At 67.7% G+C, this 13,981-nt stretch carries 16 protein-coding genes; 6 read left to right on the plus strand and 10 right to left on the minus strand.

The features are described 5' to 3' along the window. From AC01Y6_RS03610 to AC01Y6_RS03645, 8 genes are all read right to left on the minus strand, one after another. Positions 1-507: DNA methyltransferase (locus AC01Y6_RS03610; protein ID WP_476670271.1), on the minus strand; the 507-nt coding region annotated here is incomplete at its 3' end. A gap of 9 nt (positions 508-516) precedes the next feature. Beyond that, the gene (locus tag AC01Y6_RS03615) at positions 517-1,449 is read right to left on the minus strand and encodes an RluA family pseudouridine synthase (RefSeq protein ID WP_476670273.1); all 933 of its coding nucleotides are present in this window, start codon (positions 1,447-1,449) and stop codon (positions 517-519) included. Positions 1,450-1,524: 75 nt separating this feature from the next. Continuing rightward, positions 1,525-2,358, minus strand: coding sequence for an ABC transporter ATP-binding protein (locus AC01Y6_RS03620; RefSeq protein ID WP_476670274.1), 834 nt, complete (start codon positions 2,356-2,358; stop codon positions 1,525-1,527). 47 nt (positions 2,359-2,405) lie between these two features. Further along, positions 2,406-3,608 (minus strand): ABC transporter substrate-binding protein, encoded by a 1,203-nt coding sequence (locus AC01Y6_RS03625; protein WP_428721777.1) that lies wholly within the window; start codon positions 3,606-3,608, stop codon positions 2,406-2,408. 39 nt (positions 3,609-3,647) lie between these two features. Continuing rightward, positions 3,648-4,715 carry a branched-chain amino acid ABC transporter permease gene (locus AC01Y6_RS03630; RefSeq protein WP_428721778.1) on the minus strand — a complete coding sequence of 356 codons (1,068 nt, stop codon included), beginning with the start codon at positions 4,713-4,715 and terminating at the stop codon, positions 3,648-3,650. Continuing rightward, positions 4,712-5,605 (minus strand): branched-chain amino acid ABC transporter permease, encoded by an 894-nt coding sequence (locus AC01Y6_RS03635; protein WP_347240776.1) that lies wholly within the window; start codon positions 5,603-5,605, stop codon positions 4,712-4,714. The genes AC01Y6_RS03630 and AC01Y6_RS03635 overlap by 4 nt, the downstream gene beginning before the upstream one ends. Continuing rightward, on the minus strand, positions 5,602-7,536 hold the full coding sequence (locus AC01Y6_RS03640) for a long-chain fatty acid--CoA ligase (RefSeq protein WP_347240777.1): 1,935 nt from the start codon (positions 7,534-7,536) through the stop codon (positions 5,602-5,604). Before AC01Y6_RS03640 ends, AC01Y6_RS03635 begins: the two co-directional genes overlap by 4 nt. Beyond that, on the minus strand, positions 7,533-8,294 hold the full coding sequence (locus AC01Y6_RS03645) for an ABC transporter ATP-binding protein (RefSeq protein WP_347240778.1): 762 nt from the start codon (positions 8,292-8,294) through the stop codon (positions 7,533-7,535). The genes AC01Y6_RS03640 and AC01Y6_RS03645 overlap by 4 nt, the downstream gene beginning before the upstream one ends. Positions 8,295-8,454: 160 nt before the next feature. On the opposite strand from AC01Y6_RS03645, the gene rpmH reads away from it, so the two are divergent. From rpmH to prmC, 6 genes are read left to right on the plus strand one after another with little or no spacing between them, the layout of a single operon-like run. Further along, positions 8,455-8,604 (plus strand): 50S ribosomal protein L34, encoded by a 150-nt coding sequence (rpmH, locus tag AC01Y6_RS03650; RefSeq protein WP_011227941.1) that lies wholly within the window; start codon positions 8,455-8,457, stop codon positions 8,602-8,604. After that, on the plus strand, positions 8,571-8,942 hold the full coding sequence (gene rnpA, locus AC01Y6_RS03655) for a ribonuclease P protein component (RefSeq protein WP_347240821.1): 372 nt from the start codon (positions 8,571-8,573) through the stop codon (positions 8,940-8,942). Before rpmH ends, rnpA begins: the two co-directional genes overlap by 34 nt. 5 nt (positions 8,943-8,947) lie before the next feature. Then, the gene (gene yidD, locus AC01Y6_RS03660) at positions 8,948-9,196 is read left to right on the plus strand and encodes a membrane protein insertion efficiency factor YidD (RefSeq protein WP_347240779.1); all 249 of its coding nucleotides are present in this window, start codon (positions 8,948-8,950) and stop codon (positions 9,194-9,196) included. Beyond that, a complete protein-coding gene (locus AC01Y6_RS03665; protein ID WP_428720360.1) occupies positions 9,193-10,485 on the plus strand; it encodes a YidC/Oxa1 family membrane protein insertase in 1,293 nt (430 codons plus the stop codon). Before yidD ends, AC01Y6_RS03665 begins: the two co-directional genes overlap by 4 nt. A gap of 9 nt (positions 10,486-10,494) precedes the next feature. Beyond that, entirely contained in the window at positions 10,495-11,082 is a 588-nt protein-coding gene (locus AC01Y6_RS03670; protein WP_347240781.1) for a Jag family protein, read from the plus strand. Next, entirely contained in the window at positions 11,045-11,902 is an 858-nt protein-coding gene (prmC, locus tag AC01Y6_RS03675) for a peptide chain release factor N(5)-glutamine methyltransferase (RefSeq protein WP_476670276.1), read from the plus strand. The genes AC01Y6_RS03670 and prmC overlap by 38 nt, the downstream gene beginning before the upstream one ends. Here the strand turns inward: prmC and AC01Y6_RS03680 are convergent. Further along, positions 11,810-13,201: a DUF3084 domain-containing protein gene (locus AC01Y6_RS03680; RefSeq protein WP_476670278.1), complete on the minus strand. Its 1,392-nt coding sequence runs from the start codon at positions 13,199-13,201 to the stop codon at positions 11,810-11,812. The two genes, prmC and AC01Y6_RS03680, sit on opposite strands and share 93 nt — an antisense overlap. Then, positions 13,202-13,930, minus strand: coding sequence for an LPS export ABC transporter ATP-binding protein (gene lptB, locus AC01Y6_RS03685; protein WP_347240784.1), 729 nt, complete (start codon positions 13,928-13,930; stop codon positions 13,202-13,204). It lies immediately after the preceding gene. Between the last annotated feature and the right edge of the window lie 51 nt (positions 13,931-13,981).

Raw genomic sequence — 13,981 nt, forward strand, 5'->3', positions numbered from 1 at the left:
CGTCTTGATGACGGCCCCGGGCTCGTAGGGCTTGCCCAGGAAGACGCCCCGCCCCTCCACCTCGAGGCGGGCGTTGGTGTGCTTGTGCCAGATGATGGGGTTCAGGTTGTCAAAGCCGATCCTCCTGCACCGGACCTGGATGTCGGCGTGAAGGGGGAAGACCAGGTGGCGCCCGAAGCGCCTTCGCGCCACGGCCACGTCCCCCACCACGACGACGAGCCGGCCCCCGGGCACGAGGAGGCGGAAGACCTCCCGCCACACCCGGTCCAGCTCGTCCAGGAAGGCCTCGTAGTCCTCAATGTGGCCGAGCTGGCCCGGGGCGTCCTCGTAGCGCTTGAGCGTCCAGTAAGGGGGGGAGGTGAGGACCAGGTGGACCGAGGCCTCGGGAAGCTCGGCGAGAACCGCACAGGCGTCCCCGATGCGGAGGGCATAGGAGGCGCCCAGGGACGGGCCCGGACCGCGGACCTCGCCCGCACCCTGCGCCGGAGGAACCGGGGCATGCCTCATTGGAGGCGATTATACGGGGTCTTCCGCCAAGGCGATCCCCTCAGGCCACTCCCCCCCGAGGGCGCGCCAAGCCGCCGCCATGTCCTGGGGCACGGGGGCCAAGAACTCCAGGACGCGCCCCGTGCGGGGGTGGGGGATGCGGAGCTCGTAGGCGTGGAGGGCCTGGCGCCCGATATGGGGGCTCCGTTTCCCGTAGAGCTCGTCCCCCAGGATGGGGGCCCCGAGGTGCTTGAGGTGGACCCGGATCTGGTGGGTGCGCCCCGTGTGGGGCCTCGCCTCCACCAGGGCGTAGGGGCCAGAAACCTTGAGGAGGGCGAAGTCGGTTTCGGCGTAGCGGGGGGCGATGCCCCCCACGTGCATCTTGTGCCGCTCCACGGGGTGGCGGCCGATGGGGGCGATGAGGGTGCCCTCCCGGGGATGGCCCTCGGTGAGGGCCAGGTAGCGCTTCATCACCATCCGGTCGCGGAAAGCCTGGGAGAGGGCCTCGAGGGCCCCGGGGTGCTTGGCCACCACCAGAACCCCGCTCGTGTCCTTGTCCAGGCGGTGGACGATGCCGGGGCGAACAAGCTCGGGCCTCGAGGCCTGGGCTTCGCCCCCCTCTAGGGGGAAGTAACGGCCCAGAAGGGCGTTCACCACCGTGCCGGTGTAGACCCCCGGGGCGGGGTGGGTGAGGAGGCCCGGGGGCTTATTCAGGACCAGCATGTCCTCGTCCTCGTAGAGGACGGGCAAAGCGAGGTCCTCCGGCACCACCCAGGGCCTTTCCTCGGGAGGGGCCACCACCACCTCCTCCCCCTTTAGGCGGTAGGCGGGCTTGGAAACCACCTTCTCCCCCACCCGCACCCGGCCCTGGGCGATCCAGGCCTGGGCCCGGGCCCGGCTCACCCCCAAGGCCTCGGCCACGGCTTGGTCCAGGCGAAGGCCCTCCCTGCGGAAGCGCACCACGCTCCCCATGATACGCACCCGGAGGCGGACTAGGCCAGCGGCCACCCCCCTCCTGGCGCGGGGGGACGCCCCGCCCTACATGAACCGCTTCCTGCGCTTGTAGGCCTTGACCTCCTTGAAGCTCTTCCGCCCCCCTCCCTTGGCCACCCCCAGGTAAAACTCCTGCACGTCGGGGTTCTCCAGGAGGCTTTCCCGGTCCCCCTCCAAGACGATCCGCCCCGTCTCCATGATGTAGCCGTAGTGGGCCACGGAAAGGGCCATCCGGGCGTTCTGCTCCACCACCAGGACCGTTACCCCCTCCTCCTGGTTCACCCGGGCCACGATCTCGAAAATCTCCCGCACGAGAAGCGGGGCGAGGCCCAAGGAGGGTTCGTCCAGGAGGAGGAGCTTGGGCCTCGCAAGGAGGGCCCGCCCGATGGCGATCATCTGCTGCTCCCCGCCCGAGCAGTACCCGGCGAGCCGGTGCCTGAGGTCGGCCAGGCGGGGGAAGTAGTGGTAGATCCGGTCCAGCTCCTCCTTGAGGTGCCGGCTCCCCTGGGTCAGGGTCCCCACCTTGAGGTTTTCCTCCACCGTGAGGTGTTTGAAAACCCTCCGGCCCTCCAGCACCTGCACGATGCCCTGTTTCACGATCTCCTCGGGGGGGCGGTTCTGGATGGGCTCTCCCCGGTAGAGGATCTCCCCCCGCACCACCTCCCCGTCCTCGGGAATGAGGAGGCCGGAGATGGCCCTCAAGGTGGTGGTCTTCCCCGCCCCGTTGGGGCCTAAGAGGGCGGTGATCCGCCCTTCCGGGACCTTGAGGGAAACGCCCCTCAGCACCTGGACGATGTCGTGGTAGACCACCTCGATGTTGTTCACCAAAAGGAGGATGGGGCCGAGGTCCTCCGGGCGGGTGGGGTTAAGGGTGTCCATGGCGCTTGGGAAAGGGGCCCGGGGTGTCCCGGGCCCCGGGAGGAGGGCTATTTGCCGTAGTGCACCTTGCGGAAGAGGGCCGAGGTGAAGGGCTCGGTCACGGGCACGAAGCGGCCGCCCTTGGCCTCGAGGATCCTAAGCCCTTCCGCCCCGGTGTGCTCGCTCTTGGTGAAGTCAATCTCAATGCCCTGCTTAGTGGAAACGGCGAAGCCCGGCTTGAAGGCGTTGGGCCCGTTCATGCCCACGATGGCCTGGTAAACGGTTTCGTTGTTCACCCGCTTGAAGCGCTCCTGGGCCCGGCGGATGGCCTCCACGGCGATGGCCGCCGCCAGCATCCCGTTGGTGTAGTTGGTGCTTTCGGCGATGGCCTGGGGACGCCCGTACTTCTGGGCCAGCTCCTTCTGCAGTCGGATGCCCGGGGTGTCCTCGTGGTACATGTAGAAGCTGGTCGCCCAGAGGAAGCCCTCCGCCGCCTCCCCCGCCAGCTTGATAAGGTCCGTGCCACCCGTGTAGTGGGCCCCGAGCTGCCGCATCTTCTTGTCCAGGCCCAGGCGCTTGGCGTCCTTCAGGATGTTGGCCACGGGGCCCGCCACGTTCTGGTGAATGATGTACTCCACCCCCACCTGCTCAAAGCGCTTGAGAAGGGCGGTGTTGTCCAGGTTGCCCGAGCCCACCTCCTGCACGTCCACAATCTGCAGGCCAAGCTGCTGGGCGGCCTTCCTGGCGTCCGCCACGGGAGCCCGGCCGAAGGGGGAGGGGTTCACCACCAGGGCCACCTTAGCCCCCTTCTTCTGCTTGGCGATGTACTCCAGGAGGGCCACCACCTGCTCGGAGTAGGTAGAGGTAGGGATGAAGAAGTAGTCGTTGTTGGGAGGGTCAATGAGCTCCACGTGCATGGAGGCGGGGATGGTGGGGATCTTGAGCTCCTGGATCAGGGCCTTGAGCTGGAGGTTGGCCCCGGTGGCGTAGGAGAGGAAAAGGGGGATCTTGAAGCGGTCCACCGCCTCCTCAAAGAAGCGCTGGGTGTTGGCGTTGTTGTACTGGTCGTCCCGCACCACGCAGTTCAGGACCACCCCAGGCACCAGCTTCCGCTCGTTGGCGTACTTGCAGTAGTCCTCCACCGCCGCCCCGTAAGGGGCCCCCGCGTCCGAGGTGGGCCCGGTGATGGCCCCCGACCAGAAGAGGGTGACCTGCTGCTGGCCCATGGCCAACCCTAAGACCGCCGCTACGCCTACCAGTGTCCTCCTCATACGCTTCCCTCCCTTTGCGAACCCCGTGCGGGGGGTTGCCTAATACCTAAAGGGCCAGGTGCGGAAGTAGCTTCGCACCAGGCGCCACCAGTTGTAAAGCCCCCGGGGCTCAAACACCAGGAAGAGGACGATGACGAGGCCAAAGGCCAAGGGCCTCAGGGCGCTCGCCACGTCCACCCCGGCCACGCTGAAGCCCAGGGCCTTGATGAAGTTGGAGAGCGCCTCCATGTTGACGTCCAGAAGCTCCAGGAAGGCGGGCCCGAGGAAACTCCCCACCAAGGTCCCAAGCCCCCCCACGATGGCCATGGCCAGGAGCTTGATGGAGACGGCGAAGGTGTAGTCCTCTATGACCACCGCCCGGGAGAGGTAGGCGTAGAGCACCCCCGCCACCCCGGCGTAGAAGGCGCCCAGGGCGAAGGCGAAGAGCTTGGTGCGACCTGGGTCCATGCCCATGGCGTCCGCCGCCCGGTCGTTGTCCCGCACCGCCACCAAAGCTCTCCCGTAGCGGGTGCGGAGGAGGTTCCGCCAGAAAAGGGCAAGGAGAACCAGAACGGAAAAGGCCACGTAGTACCAGAAGTGGTAGTGGTTGCGGAAGCCCGCCTCGTAGCCCAGAAAGCTCGCCCGGGGCATGTCCATGGCCCCGCCCTGCTTGAGGAGGGGCATATGCCCCACGACCCACTCAAACACCACCTGGAAGGCCAGGGTGGCGAGGGCCAGGTAGAGGTGCTTCACCCTGAGGCTCGGGATGCCCACCAGGAAGCCGAAGAAGGCGGCCACCAAGCCCCCTATGGGGATCAGCAGAAGGAAGGGCAGGCCCTGGGGGGCGAGAAGGGCCGCGGTATAGGCCCCCACCCCCATGAAGGCCGCCTGGCCGATGTTGATGAGGCCGGCGTACCCCGTGGTGATGTTGAGGCCCAAGACCGCCACGCTGTACACCAGGATGAGGTCCAGGATAAACACCTGGGTGCGGGAAAGGAACTGGGGAAGGACCAGGAGAAAGGCCAGGAAGAGGAGCAAGGAAACCAGCTCCCGATGGGTGGCGAAGATGCTGGTGTCTTGTCGGTAGCTGGTGCGGTAGTTTCCGGTCTGCGCCCAAGGGTTCCTCATACGCGCTCAATCTCCTCGGTGCCGAAAAGGCCGTGGGGTTTGAACCAGAGGACCAAAAGGAGGACCAGAAAGGGGAAGACGTCCCGGGTACCCCCGCCGGGCACAAAGGGGTCCAGAAAGCCCGCCGCCAGGTTCTCCAAAACGCCGATCAGGATACCCGCCACCACCGCCCCGGGGATGGAATCCAGCCCCCCCAGGATGACCACGGGGAAGACCTTGAGGCCGATATGCACCAGCCCGTCCAGGTTGAGACCGGAAATGGTGCCCACCACCATCCCCGCCGCCGCCGCCGTGAGCCCGGCGGCCGCCCAGGCCAGGGCGAAGACCCGCTCCACGGAAACCCCGAGGCTCATGGCCGCCATCTGGTCGTCGGCCACCGAGCGCATGGCGATGCCCAGGGTGGAGCGCTGGAAGAACCAGGTGAAGAGGGCGAGGAAGACCAGGGTGAAGGCCACCGCCAGGAGCTGAGCGTAGGAGACCTGCACCCCGAGAAGGCTCACCCCTCCTTGGGGGAGGAAGCTAGGGTAGCTGAAGTTCCCCGCCCCAAAGGGGGTGAGGTGGATGAGCCCGTCCAGCAGGGAGGCCAGGCCGATGGTGGCCATGATGACGGAGATGATGGGTTGCCCCACCATGCGCTTGAGGAAGACCCGCTCCACCCCGAAGCCCAGGAACGCGGTGAGGGCGAGGGCCAAGGCCGCCGCCAGCAAAAACGGAGCGCCCAGGGCCGTCATGGCAAAGTAGGCCAGAAAGGCCCCGATGGCGATGAACTGCCCTTGGGCGAAGTTCACCACCCGGCTCGCCTTGTAGATGAGGACAAACCCCAAGGCTGCCAGGGCGTAGACCAGCCCCAGCACCACCCCGGAAAAGAAAAGCTGCAGGAAAAAGCTCACGCCAACACCCCCTCTTCCAGGTCCCACACCGGCACCCTGGCCCGCACCCGCTGCAAGGTGCCGTCCTGGTAGCGGTACTCCGCCTCCACCTCCACCTCCCCCGCCCCCGAGTAGAGGGCCTCCACCAGGGGGAGGTACTTCTTGGCGATGAGGCCCCGGCGCACCTTGCCCGTGCGGGTGAGCTCCTCGTCGTCGGCGTCCAGGAGCTTGTAGAGAAGGACGAAGCGCCGGACCCTAAGCTCCTCGGGAAGCTCGGCGTTCACCTTCTCCACCTCCTTGCGGATGAGCTCGGCCACCTCGGGTTTGAGGGAGAGGTCCAGGTAGGTGGTGTAGGCCAGGCCCCGGTCCTCGGCCCACTTGCCCACGGTCTGGGGGTCTATGTTGAGGAAGGCCGCCAAAAAGGGCTTGCGGTCCCCGAAGACCACGGCCTCCTTGATGTAGGGGGAGAACTTGAGCTTGTTCTCCACGAACTGGGGGCTGAAGGCCGTACCCCTCTCGGTGCGCATCACGTCGGAGAGGCGGTCAATGACCACCAGGTGGCCGTCCTCGGTGAGGTACCCCGCGTCCCCGGTGTGAAGCCAGCCGTCCCCAAAGGTCTCCTGGGTGGCCTCGGGCCTTTCCCAGTACCCGGCGCAGACCGCATCGGAGCGGAGGAGGATCTCCCCCGCCTCGCTGATCCGGACCTCGGTCCCAGGGATGGGCAGGCCCACGGTGTCGTGGCGCACGTCGCCGTCCCGGTGGACGAAGGCGATGCCGATGATCTCCGTCTGGCCGTAGATCTGCTTGAGGTTGACGCCTATGGCGTGGAAGAAGCGGAAGACGTCAGGCCCGAGGGCCGCTCCTCCGGTGTAGGCGCGTCTAAGGCGCAAAAAGCCCAGCTGGTCCCTTAAGGGCTTGAAGAGGGCCTGGTCGGCAAGCCAGTAGGCGAGGCGGAGGGAAAAGGGCATGGGCTTTCCCCGCATGCGGTACTCCGCCGCCCGGTAGCCTACCTTAAGGAGCCTCTCGTAGACGAAGCGGTTGAAGGCGTAGCTCTCGGAGATCCGCACCCAGATCTGGCTTTGGATGCTTTCCCAGACCCGGGGGGGACTGAACATCACGTGGGGGCCGATCTCCTTGAGGTCCTGCATGGCGGTTTCCACCGCCTCGGGGAAGTTCACGGCGAACCCCCCCGTGAGGGCCATGGCCACGGACATCATCTGCTCCCCGATCCAGGCGAGGGGCAGGAAGGAGAGGTAGTCGTCCGTGGGGAGGAGGGGGTCCACCTCCTGCAGGGCCACCCCCATGTGGATCAGGTTGCGGTGGCGGAGCATGGCCGCCTTGGGCCTGCCCGTGGTGCCCGAGGTGGAGGAGAGGTGACAGACCTCCTCCGGGCTCGCCTCGAGGAGGAGCCTCTCCACGGCGTCCGGGTGCTTCCTCCGGTGCTCCCGCCCCCGCTCCAGCACCTCGGCGAAGGAGAGGAGCCAGGGGTCCCGGTAGCCCCGCATCCCCTTCTCGTCCTCGTAGATCACGTGGCGCACGTGGGGGATCTCGTTCCGGATCTCGTAGAGCTTGTCCACCTGCTCCTGGTCCTCGGCGAGGACCACGCTCGCCCCCGTGTACTGGAGCATGTAGGCGATCTCCGGGGGGAGGCTACTCTGGTAGACCCCCACGCTGATCCCCCGCACCGCCTGGGCCCCGAGCTCGGCGTAGAGCCACTCGGGGATGTTGTCGGCGATGATGGCGAGCCTCTCCCCCGGCCGAAAGCCCAGGGAGAGGAGGCCGTGGGCGAAGAGGAGGACGTTCTCGTAGTACTGGGCGTAGGTGACCTCGTTCCAGATGCCGTAGTCCTTCTCCCTTAGGGCCACCCGGTCCCCCTCGCGCTCCGCCCGGAGCTTGAGGAGCTGGGGCAGGGTGTAGCGCTTCATCTCGTAGGAGGGCCTCAGGGCCTTCACGCCTCCACCCCCATGTAGGCCTCCTGCACCCGGGGGTTTTTCGCCACCTCCTCAGGGCGCCCTTCGGCGATGACCTGGCCGAAGTCCAGGACGTAGACCCGGTCGGAGATGTCCATGACCACCCCCAGGTCGTGCTCAATGAGGATGACCGTGGTGCCCCGGGCCCGGATCTCCAGGATGAAGCGCACCATGTCCTCCTTCTCCTCCAGGGTCATCCCCGCCATGGGCTCGTCCAGGAGGAGGAGCTCGGGAGAAAGGGCCAGGGCCCGGGCCACCTCCACCCGCTTCCTCACCCCGTAGGGGAGGTTCCCCACCAGGGCCTTGCGGTAGGGCTCCAGCTCCATGAAGTCTATGACCTCCTCCACCGCCCGGCGGTTCTCCACCTCCTTCCCCAGGGCCCTCCCGTAAAAGACCCCGGCGGAGAGGAGGCCGTAGGCCAGGTGGGCGTGCCGGGCCAGCATGAGGTTTTCCAGCACGGTGAGACCGGAGAAAAGCTCTATGTTCTGGAAGGCGCGGGCGATGCCCCGCCGGGTGATCTCGTGGGGGCTCGCCCGGGTGATCTCCTGCCCCTCAAAAAGGATGCGTCCTCGCTCCGGGTGGTAGAAGCCGGAGATGCAGTTCAAGAGGCTCGTCTTCCCCGCCCCGTTGGGCCCGATCACCGAAACCAGCTCCCCCTTGGCCACCTGCAGGGAGACCCCCGAAAGGGCCGCCACGCCGCCAAAAGTGAGGGTGATGTTCTCCACCAAGAGTTGGGCCACGGGTCCCTCCCTAACGACCGTTTACCGGGGAGTATAGGGGAACTGGGCGGGGGTTGTCAACGCTAAAGCCTGCCTGCAAAAAAGCGTTAGACCAGGTTTCCCTTCCCTTATGCTACACTCTTTAGGGTATCGGGGCCCAGGGCCCCAGGGAGGGAAATGGATGAAAAGGACCTGGCAGCCCAACCGGAGGAAGCGGGCCAAAACCCACGGCTTCCGGGCCCGCATGCGGACCCCAGGCGGCAGGAAGGTGCTGAAGCGCAGGCGGCAGAAGGGCCGCTGGCGCCTCACGCCCGCGGTGCGGAAGCGCTAGGCCAAAGGCCCCCCGCCCCGGGGGGCAGGCTCCTTTCCCTAAAGGGGGACCGGGCCTTCCAGAGGCTCCGCAAGGGCAAGGCGGGGCGGGGGCGGTACGTGAGCGCGAAGTGGCTCCCCGCTCCCGAGCTTAGGGTGGGGATCGTGGTGTCCAAGAAGGTGGGGAAGGCGGTGGTGCGCAACAAGGTGAAGCGCCGCCTGCGGGAGATCCTCCGCCGCCTCCACCTTCCCAAGGCCCACCTCCTCCTGGTGGCGACCCCCGAGGCCCGGGAGGCGGGCTTCGCCGAGCTCTTCCAGGACGTGGTGCGCGCCTTAAGGAAAAGCGGGCTGGTACAATAGGCGGCGTGCGTGGCCTTTTGATCCTGCTCATCCGGGCTTACCGGCGCTTCCTTTCCCCCCTAAAGCCTAGGACCTGCCGCTTTCATCCCACCTGCTCGGCCTACGCCCTCGAGGCCCTGGAAAGGCACGGGGCCTTCTGGGGTAGCTACCTGGCGGCGAGGCGCCTCCTCCGGTGCCACCCTCTCCACCCCGGGGGGCTGGACCCCGTGCCCCTGGTCTTCCCGGCAAAGCGGGGGAAGGAGGGGGTCCGATGAGGCGGCTTCTCGCCCTTACCCTCCTCCTCCTGCCCGCTCTGGCCCTCGAGGCCACCTTCAAGGAGGCCGACGTCAACGGGGACGGGACCCCGGAAAAGGTGGCCATCACCAACCTCATGGACCTGGCCTTTGACGCCCAGGGCCAGGTGGTGGGCTGGTACGTGAAGACCTACAAGGGCACCCAGATCGGCGACTACACCCGGGCCCCAAACCTCGCGGCCGGTGGCCCCGTCCTCTCTCCCCTTGGCTTCCGCCCGGAAAAGGCGGAGTTCCTGGTGGAGGACGGCCGGCTCCTCGCCCGCTTCCAGGGGCCTGAGGGCACGCTCACCTACCGCATCGCCAAGGGGCGGTACACCCTGGAGGTGGCCGCCGACTTCCCCCTCGCCCTCAAGCTCGCCCCTCAGGGCACCCCCAAGGTCCTCCTGGAGGGCCAAAAGGAACCCCTCCCCAGCGGGGAAGGCCAGGTCCGCTACCTGGCCTGGCAGACCCGGCCCAAGGCGGGCTACGCCCTGGTGGCCTTCGCCGAAAAGCCCTTCAGGGCCAAGCTCCTGGGCAAGGAAGGCGAGGTCTTCCTCTCCCCGGGGGAGGCCCTAAAGGTATACGGCGGCCAGAACGAGCTGGTGCGCTTCCACGTGGAGGGCCTCCTCTCCCTGCCCGGCCTCTTCGCCCCCAACCTCTGGGGGCAGCTCTCCCTGGGGCTTCTCTGGCTCATGGAAACGGCCTTCCGCTACACGGGAAGCTGGGGCCTGGCCATCCTCTTCCTCACCCTGGTGGTCCGCCTTCTCCTTTGGCCCCTCATGCACCAGCAGTTCAAGAGCATGGCGGAGATGCAACGCCTCCAGCCCCTCATCCAGAAGATCAACGAGAAGTACAAGGACGATCCCAACAAGCGGGCCGAGGCCACCATGAAGCTCTACCAGGAGCACAAGGTGAACCCCGCCGCCGGGTGCCTGCCCCTTTTCATCCAGATGCCCATCCTCTTCATCCTCTGGAAGGTCATCGCCAACTACGAGTTCGGCCAGGGCCTCCTCTGGATCCCCGACCTGGCCCTCCCCGACCCCTTCTACGTCCTCCCGGCCCTCTACGTGGCCACCACCTTCCTCTCCACGTGGCTCTCCGCCCACGGCAACAAGGACCTCATCCGCCAAAGCCTCTTCATGAACCTGGTCTTCGTCTTCCTGGTCCTGCAGTTCCCCTCCGGGGTCACCCTCTACTGGGTGCTGTCCAACCTCATCGGGCTTCTCCAGCAGTGGCTCATCAACAAGAGCTTGAAGCCGGTGGCGGCGTAAACTGGGCTTATGGACGAGAAGAAAAAGAGCATTGACGATCTCCTCGCCGACCTCGGGGTGTTGGAAGAGGCCCCGGTGGAGGTGGGGCTCAAGGAGGCGGGGAAGGAGGAGAAGCCCAAGGACCCCAAGGAGGTTCTGGAAGCCTTCCTGGTGGGGCTTTTGCTGCGGCTGGACCCGGCTTACTACCTGGAGGTGCGCCAGGAGGGAAACCTCCTAAAGGCCGAGGTCAAGGGCGGGGACCTGGGCCGCTTCATCGGCAAGGAGGGGCGGACCCTGAAGGCGGTGGAGTACCTGTGCGGGGTAGTCCTGGCCAAGCACTTTGGCGGGGAGTACCGGGTGGTGCTGGACGCCGCCGGCTACCGCAGGCGCCAAGAAGAGAAGATCCGCAAGCTGGCCGAGGAAGCCGCCCTCACCGTGGAGCTCACGGGCGAGCCCCTGCCCCTTCCCCCCATGCGCCCCTCGGAGCGGCGCCTGGTCCACATGCTCCTCAAAAACCACCCCAAGGTCACCACGGAAAGCCAGGGGGAGGGGGAGGAGCGGCACGTGGTGGTCTACCCCCGTGATAAGGCTCCTCCGGGAACTGGAAGGGAGGCTTGAGGCCGCGGGCCTCCCCAAGGGCGAGGCCTGGGACCTTCTCGCCCTGGCCACGGGCCTTCCCCGCAAGACCCTCCTCCTGAGGCTCAGGGAGCCCCCGCCCCCGGGAAGCGAGGGAAGGGCCTGGGAACTTCTGGCCAAGCGCCTCTCCGGCTACCCCCTCCAGTACCTCCTGGGAGAGGTGGAGTTCTTCGGCCTGCCCTTGAAGGTGGCCGAGGGCGTGCTCATCCCCCGGCCGGAGACGGAGGGCCTGGTGGAGCTTGCCTTAAGCCTCCCCCTCCCTCCCAGGCCCCGCGTCCTGGACGTGGGTACGGGCACAGGGGCCATCGCCCTGGCCCTGAAGCGGTTCCTGCCCGAAGCGGAGGTGTGGGCCACGGAGGTGGACCCGAAGGCCCTGGCCCTGGCCCAGGAAAACGCCCGAAGGCTCGGGCTTCCCGTGCGCTTCCTCATGGCCTCCCTCACCGGGGGGCTTGGGGAGCTTGACCTGGTGGTGGCCAACCCCCCCTACCTGCCCGAGGCCTACCGGAAAGTGGCCCCCAAGGAGCTTTCCTTTGAAAACCCCCTGGCCCTCTACGCCGGGCCCGAGGGCCTTTCCGTGGCCCGCCCCCTGGCGGAGGAGGCCCTCCACGCCCTAAGGCCTGGGGGGTACCTCCTCCTGGAGCTCGCTCCCGAAAACGCCCGCCTTCTCGGGGAGGAGCTTCGGGCGAAGGGCTGGGAGGAGGTTCGGGTGCTACCGGACCTCGCGGGTCGGGACCGGTACCTCCGGGCCCGGAGGCCCGCCGAGAAGCTGGAAGGCGAGGAGGGGCCGCTCGCTGGTCCTTAGGTCCTGGACGGCCACCACCCCCACCCGCGCCACCCCCCGCCTCCCCTCCAGGAGGGCCAGGCCCCGGGCCAGCTCCTCGGGGGAGGGGAAGGTGGCGTACTCTGGGGGGAAGCCCGCCTCCAAAAGCTTCCTCCGGGCCTCCTCCCCAAGACGCTCCAGCACCTCCCGGTGGCGGGCGGGGGTGGAGAGGCGAAAGGTGGCGCTGGCCAGGACCTCCCGGGCGGCGAAGGCCCGCCTCTCTGGGTAGAATCGGACCCGCACCAGAAGCCGCCCCTCCCGGTAGCCCGCCCCCTCCAGGACCGCCACCCCGGGCCCCCGCACCTCCTCCTCCAGGAGGAGCTCCGCCCCCCGGAAGCCCTGGAGGAGGGCCCGGCGCTCCGCCGCCCGCTCCAAGGCCACCCGCCCCTCCTCGGCCCCAAGCCTAACCTCCCCCAGGGGGAGCCCCTGGCTCAAGCGGGCCAGGCGCTGGGCGAGCTGGCCTCGCTCTCCCTGCAAAACCTCCGCCTGTTGCAGGAGGGCCCGCACCCGCTCCTCGGTCCGGCGGAGCTCGGCCCGGCTTTCTTCCAGGCGGGCCTGGGCGGCCTCGGCCTCGGCCTTCAGGGCCTGGCGCTCCCGCTGGGCCTCTCGCAACCTGGCCTGCAGGAGAGCCAGGTCGGCCTCGAGCCGGGCCCGCTCCTCCCGGCGCCTTTTGGCCTCCGCCTCGGCCTCCCGGGCCGCCTCCGCCAGGGAACGCAAGGCCTTCTCCCGCTCGGCCAAGGCCCGCTCCCTGGCGGAGAGGAGGGCGGAAAGCCGCACCTTCTCCTCCTCCAGGGCCCGGAGGCGCCCCTTCAGGCCCTCCACCTGCCCCTGCAGGGCCTTCAGGCGGGCCTCCAGGTCCCGAAGCTCCGCCTCCCGCCGCCGCCTCAGGGCCTCGGCGGCCTCGAGGGCCTCCTGGAGCTCCTTCCGCTCCGTCCTCAGGGCGGTCACCTCGGCCAGGACCCGGGCGGCCTCGGCCTCGAGGGCCTCCTTGGCGCGGAGGAGGTCCTCCCGTTCCACCTTGAGCCGGTCCCGCTCCTGGCGGATGGCCTCGGCCTCCAGGATGGTCTCCCGGGCCTCGCGGAAGACCAGGAGGAAGCCCAGGTAGCTGAAAAGGGCGATCCCCACCCCGGTGAGCACCGCCACCAGGGTAGCGGTCTGCCTCGGCCTCAGCCCGAAGAGGCGGTAGTGGCGCTTCCCCGCCCACTTGGCCACCTTGTCCCCCAGGTAGGCCACCAGGGCGGAAAGGAGAAGGATGAGGACAAGGAGGGCCCAGAAGGTCATCTAGAGCTCGTAGTCCTCGCCCAGGTAGTGCCGCCGCACCCCCTGGTCCTTGGCGAAGGTCTCGGGGTCCCCGTGGAAGAGGATCTGGCCGTCGTACATCACGTAGACCCGGTCGGTGATGGCCAAGGTCTCCCGCACCGCGTGGTCGGTGACGAACACCCCCACCCCCCGCCTTTCCCGGAGCTCGGCGATGACCTTCTGGATCTCCTTGACGTTTTTCGGGTCCACCCCGGTGAAAGGCTCGTCCAGGAGGATGAAGTCGGGGTCGGTGGCCAGGGTCCGGGCGATCTCCAGCCTCCGCCTTTCTCCCCCGGAGAGGGCGTAGGCCATGCGGTCCTTCAGGTGGTAGATGGCGAGTTCTTCCAGAAGGGCCTTGGCCTTCTCCAGGCGCTCCTTTTTGGAAAGAGGCTGAAACTCCAGGACGGCGAGGAGGTTCTCTAAGGCGGTCATGCGCCGAAAGGCGCTGGGCTCCTGGGGGAGGTAGCCGAGGCCCAGGCGGGCCCTTTTGTACATGGGCAGGCGGCCGATCTCCTGCCCCTTGAGGAAGATCCGCCCCGCCGTGGGCTTGATGAAGCCCACCACCATGTAGAAGGTGGTGGTCTTTCCTGCCCCGTTGGGGCCGAAGAGGGCCACGATCTCCCCCCGCCTGAGGTAGAGGTCCACCCCCCGCACCACCTCCTTGGGTCCGAAGCGCTTCCTCAGTCCTTGGGCCAAGAGCTCGCCGTCCATTACCTTCAAGCCTAAGGCCCAACCTTTAGGCCCGGGTGAGATAATGGGCAC

The organism is Thermus sp. (genome assembly GCF_056332225.1).

Excerpts from the sequence above, each read along its gene's own strand:
- AC01Y6_RS03620 (WP_476670274.1), bottom strand. The coding sequence starts at position 2,358 with ATGGACACCCTTAACCCCACCCGCCCGGAGGACCTCGGCCCCATCCTC.
- AC01Y6_RS03625 (WP_428721777.1), bottom strand. The coding sequence starts at position 3,608 with ATGAGGAGGACACTGGTAGGCGTAGCGGCGGTCTTAGGGTTGGCCATG.
- AC01Y6_RS03630 (WP_428721778.1), bottom strand. The coding sequence starts at position 4,715 with ATGAGGAACCCTTGGGCGCAGACCGGAAACTACCGCACCAGCTACCGA.
- rpmH (WP_011227941.1), top strand. The coding sequence starts at position 8,455 with ATGAAAAGGACCTGGCAGCCCAACCGGAGGAAGCGGGCCAAAACCCAC.
- AC01Y6_RS03665 (WP_428720360.1), top strand. The coding sequence starts at position 9,193 with ATGAGGCGGCTTCTCGCCCTTACCCTCCTCCTCCTGCCCGCTCTGGCC.
- AC01Y6_RS03670 (WP_347240781.1), top strand. The coding sequence starts at position 10,495 with ATGGACGAGAAGAAAAAGAGCATTGACGATCTCCTCGCCGACCTCGGG.
- AC01Y6_RS03680 (WP_476670278.1), bottom strand. The coding sequence starts at position 13,201 with ATGACCTTCTGGGCCCTCCTTGTCCTCATCCTTCTCCTTTCCGCCCTG.
- lptB (WP_347240784.1), bottom strand. The coding sequence starts at position 13,930 with ATGGACGGCGAGCTCTTGGCCCAAGGACTGAGGAAGCGCTTCGGACCC.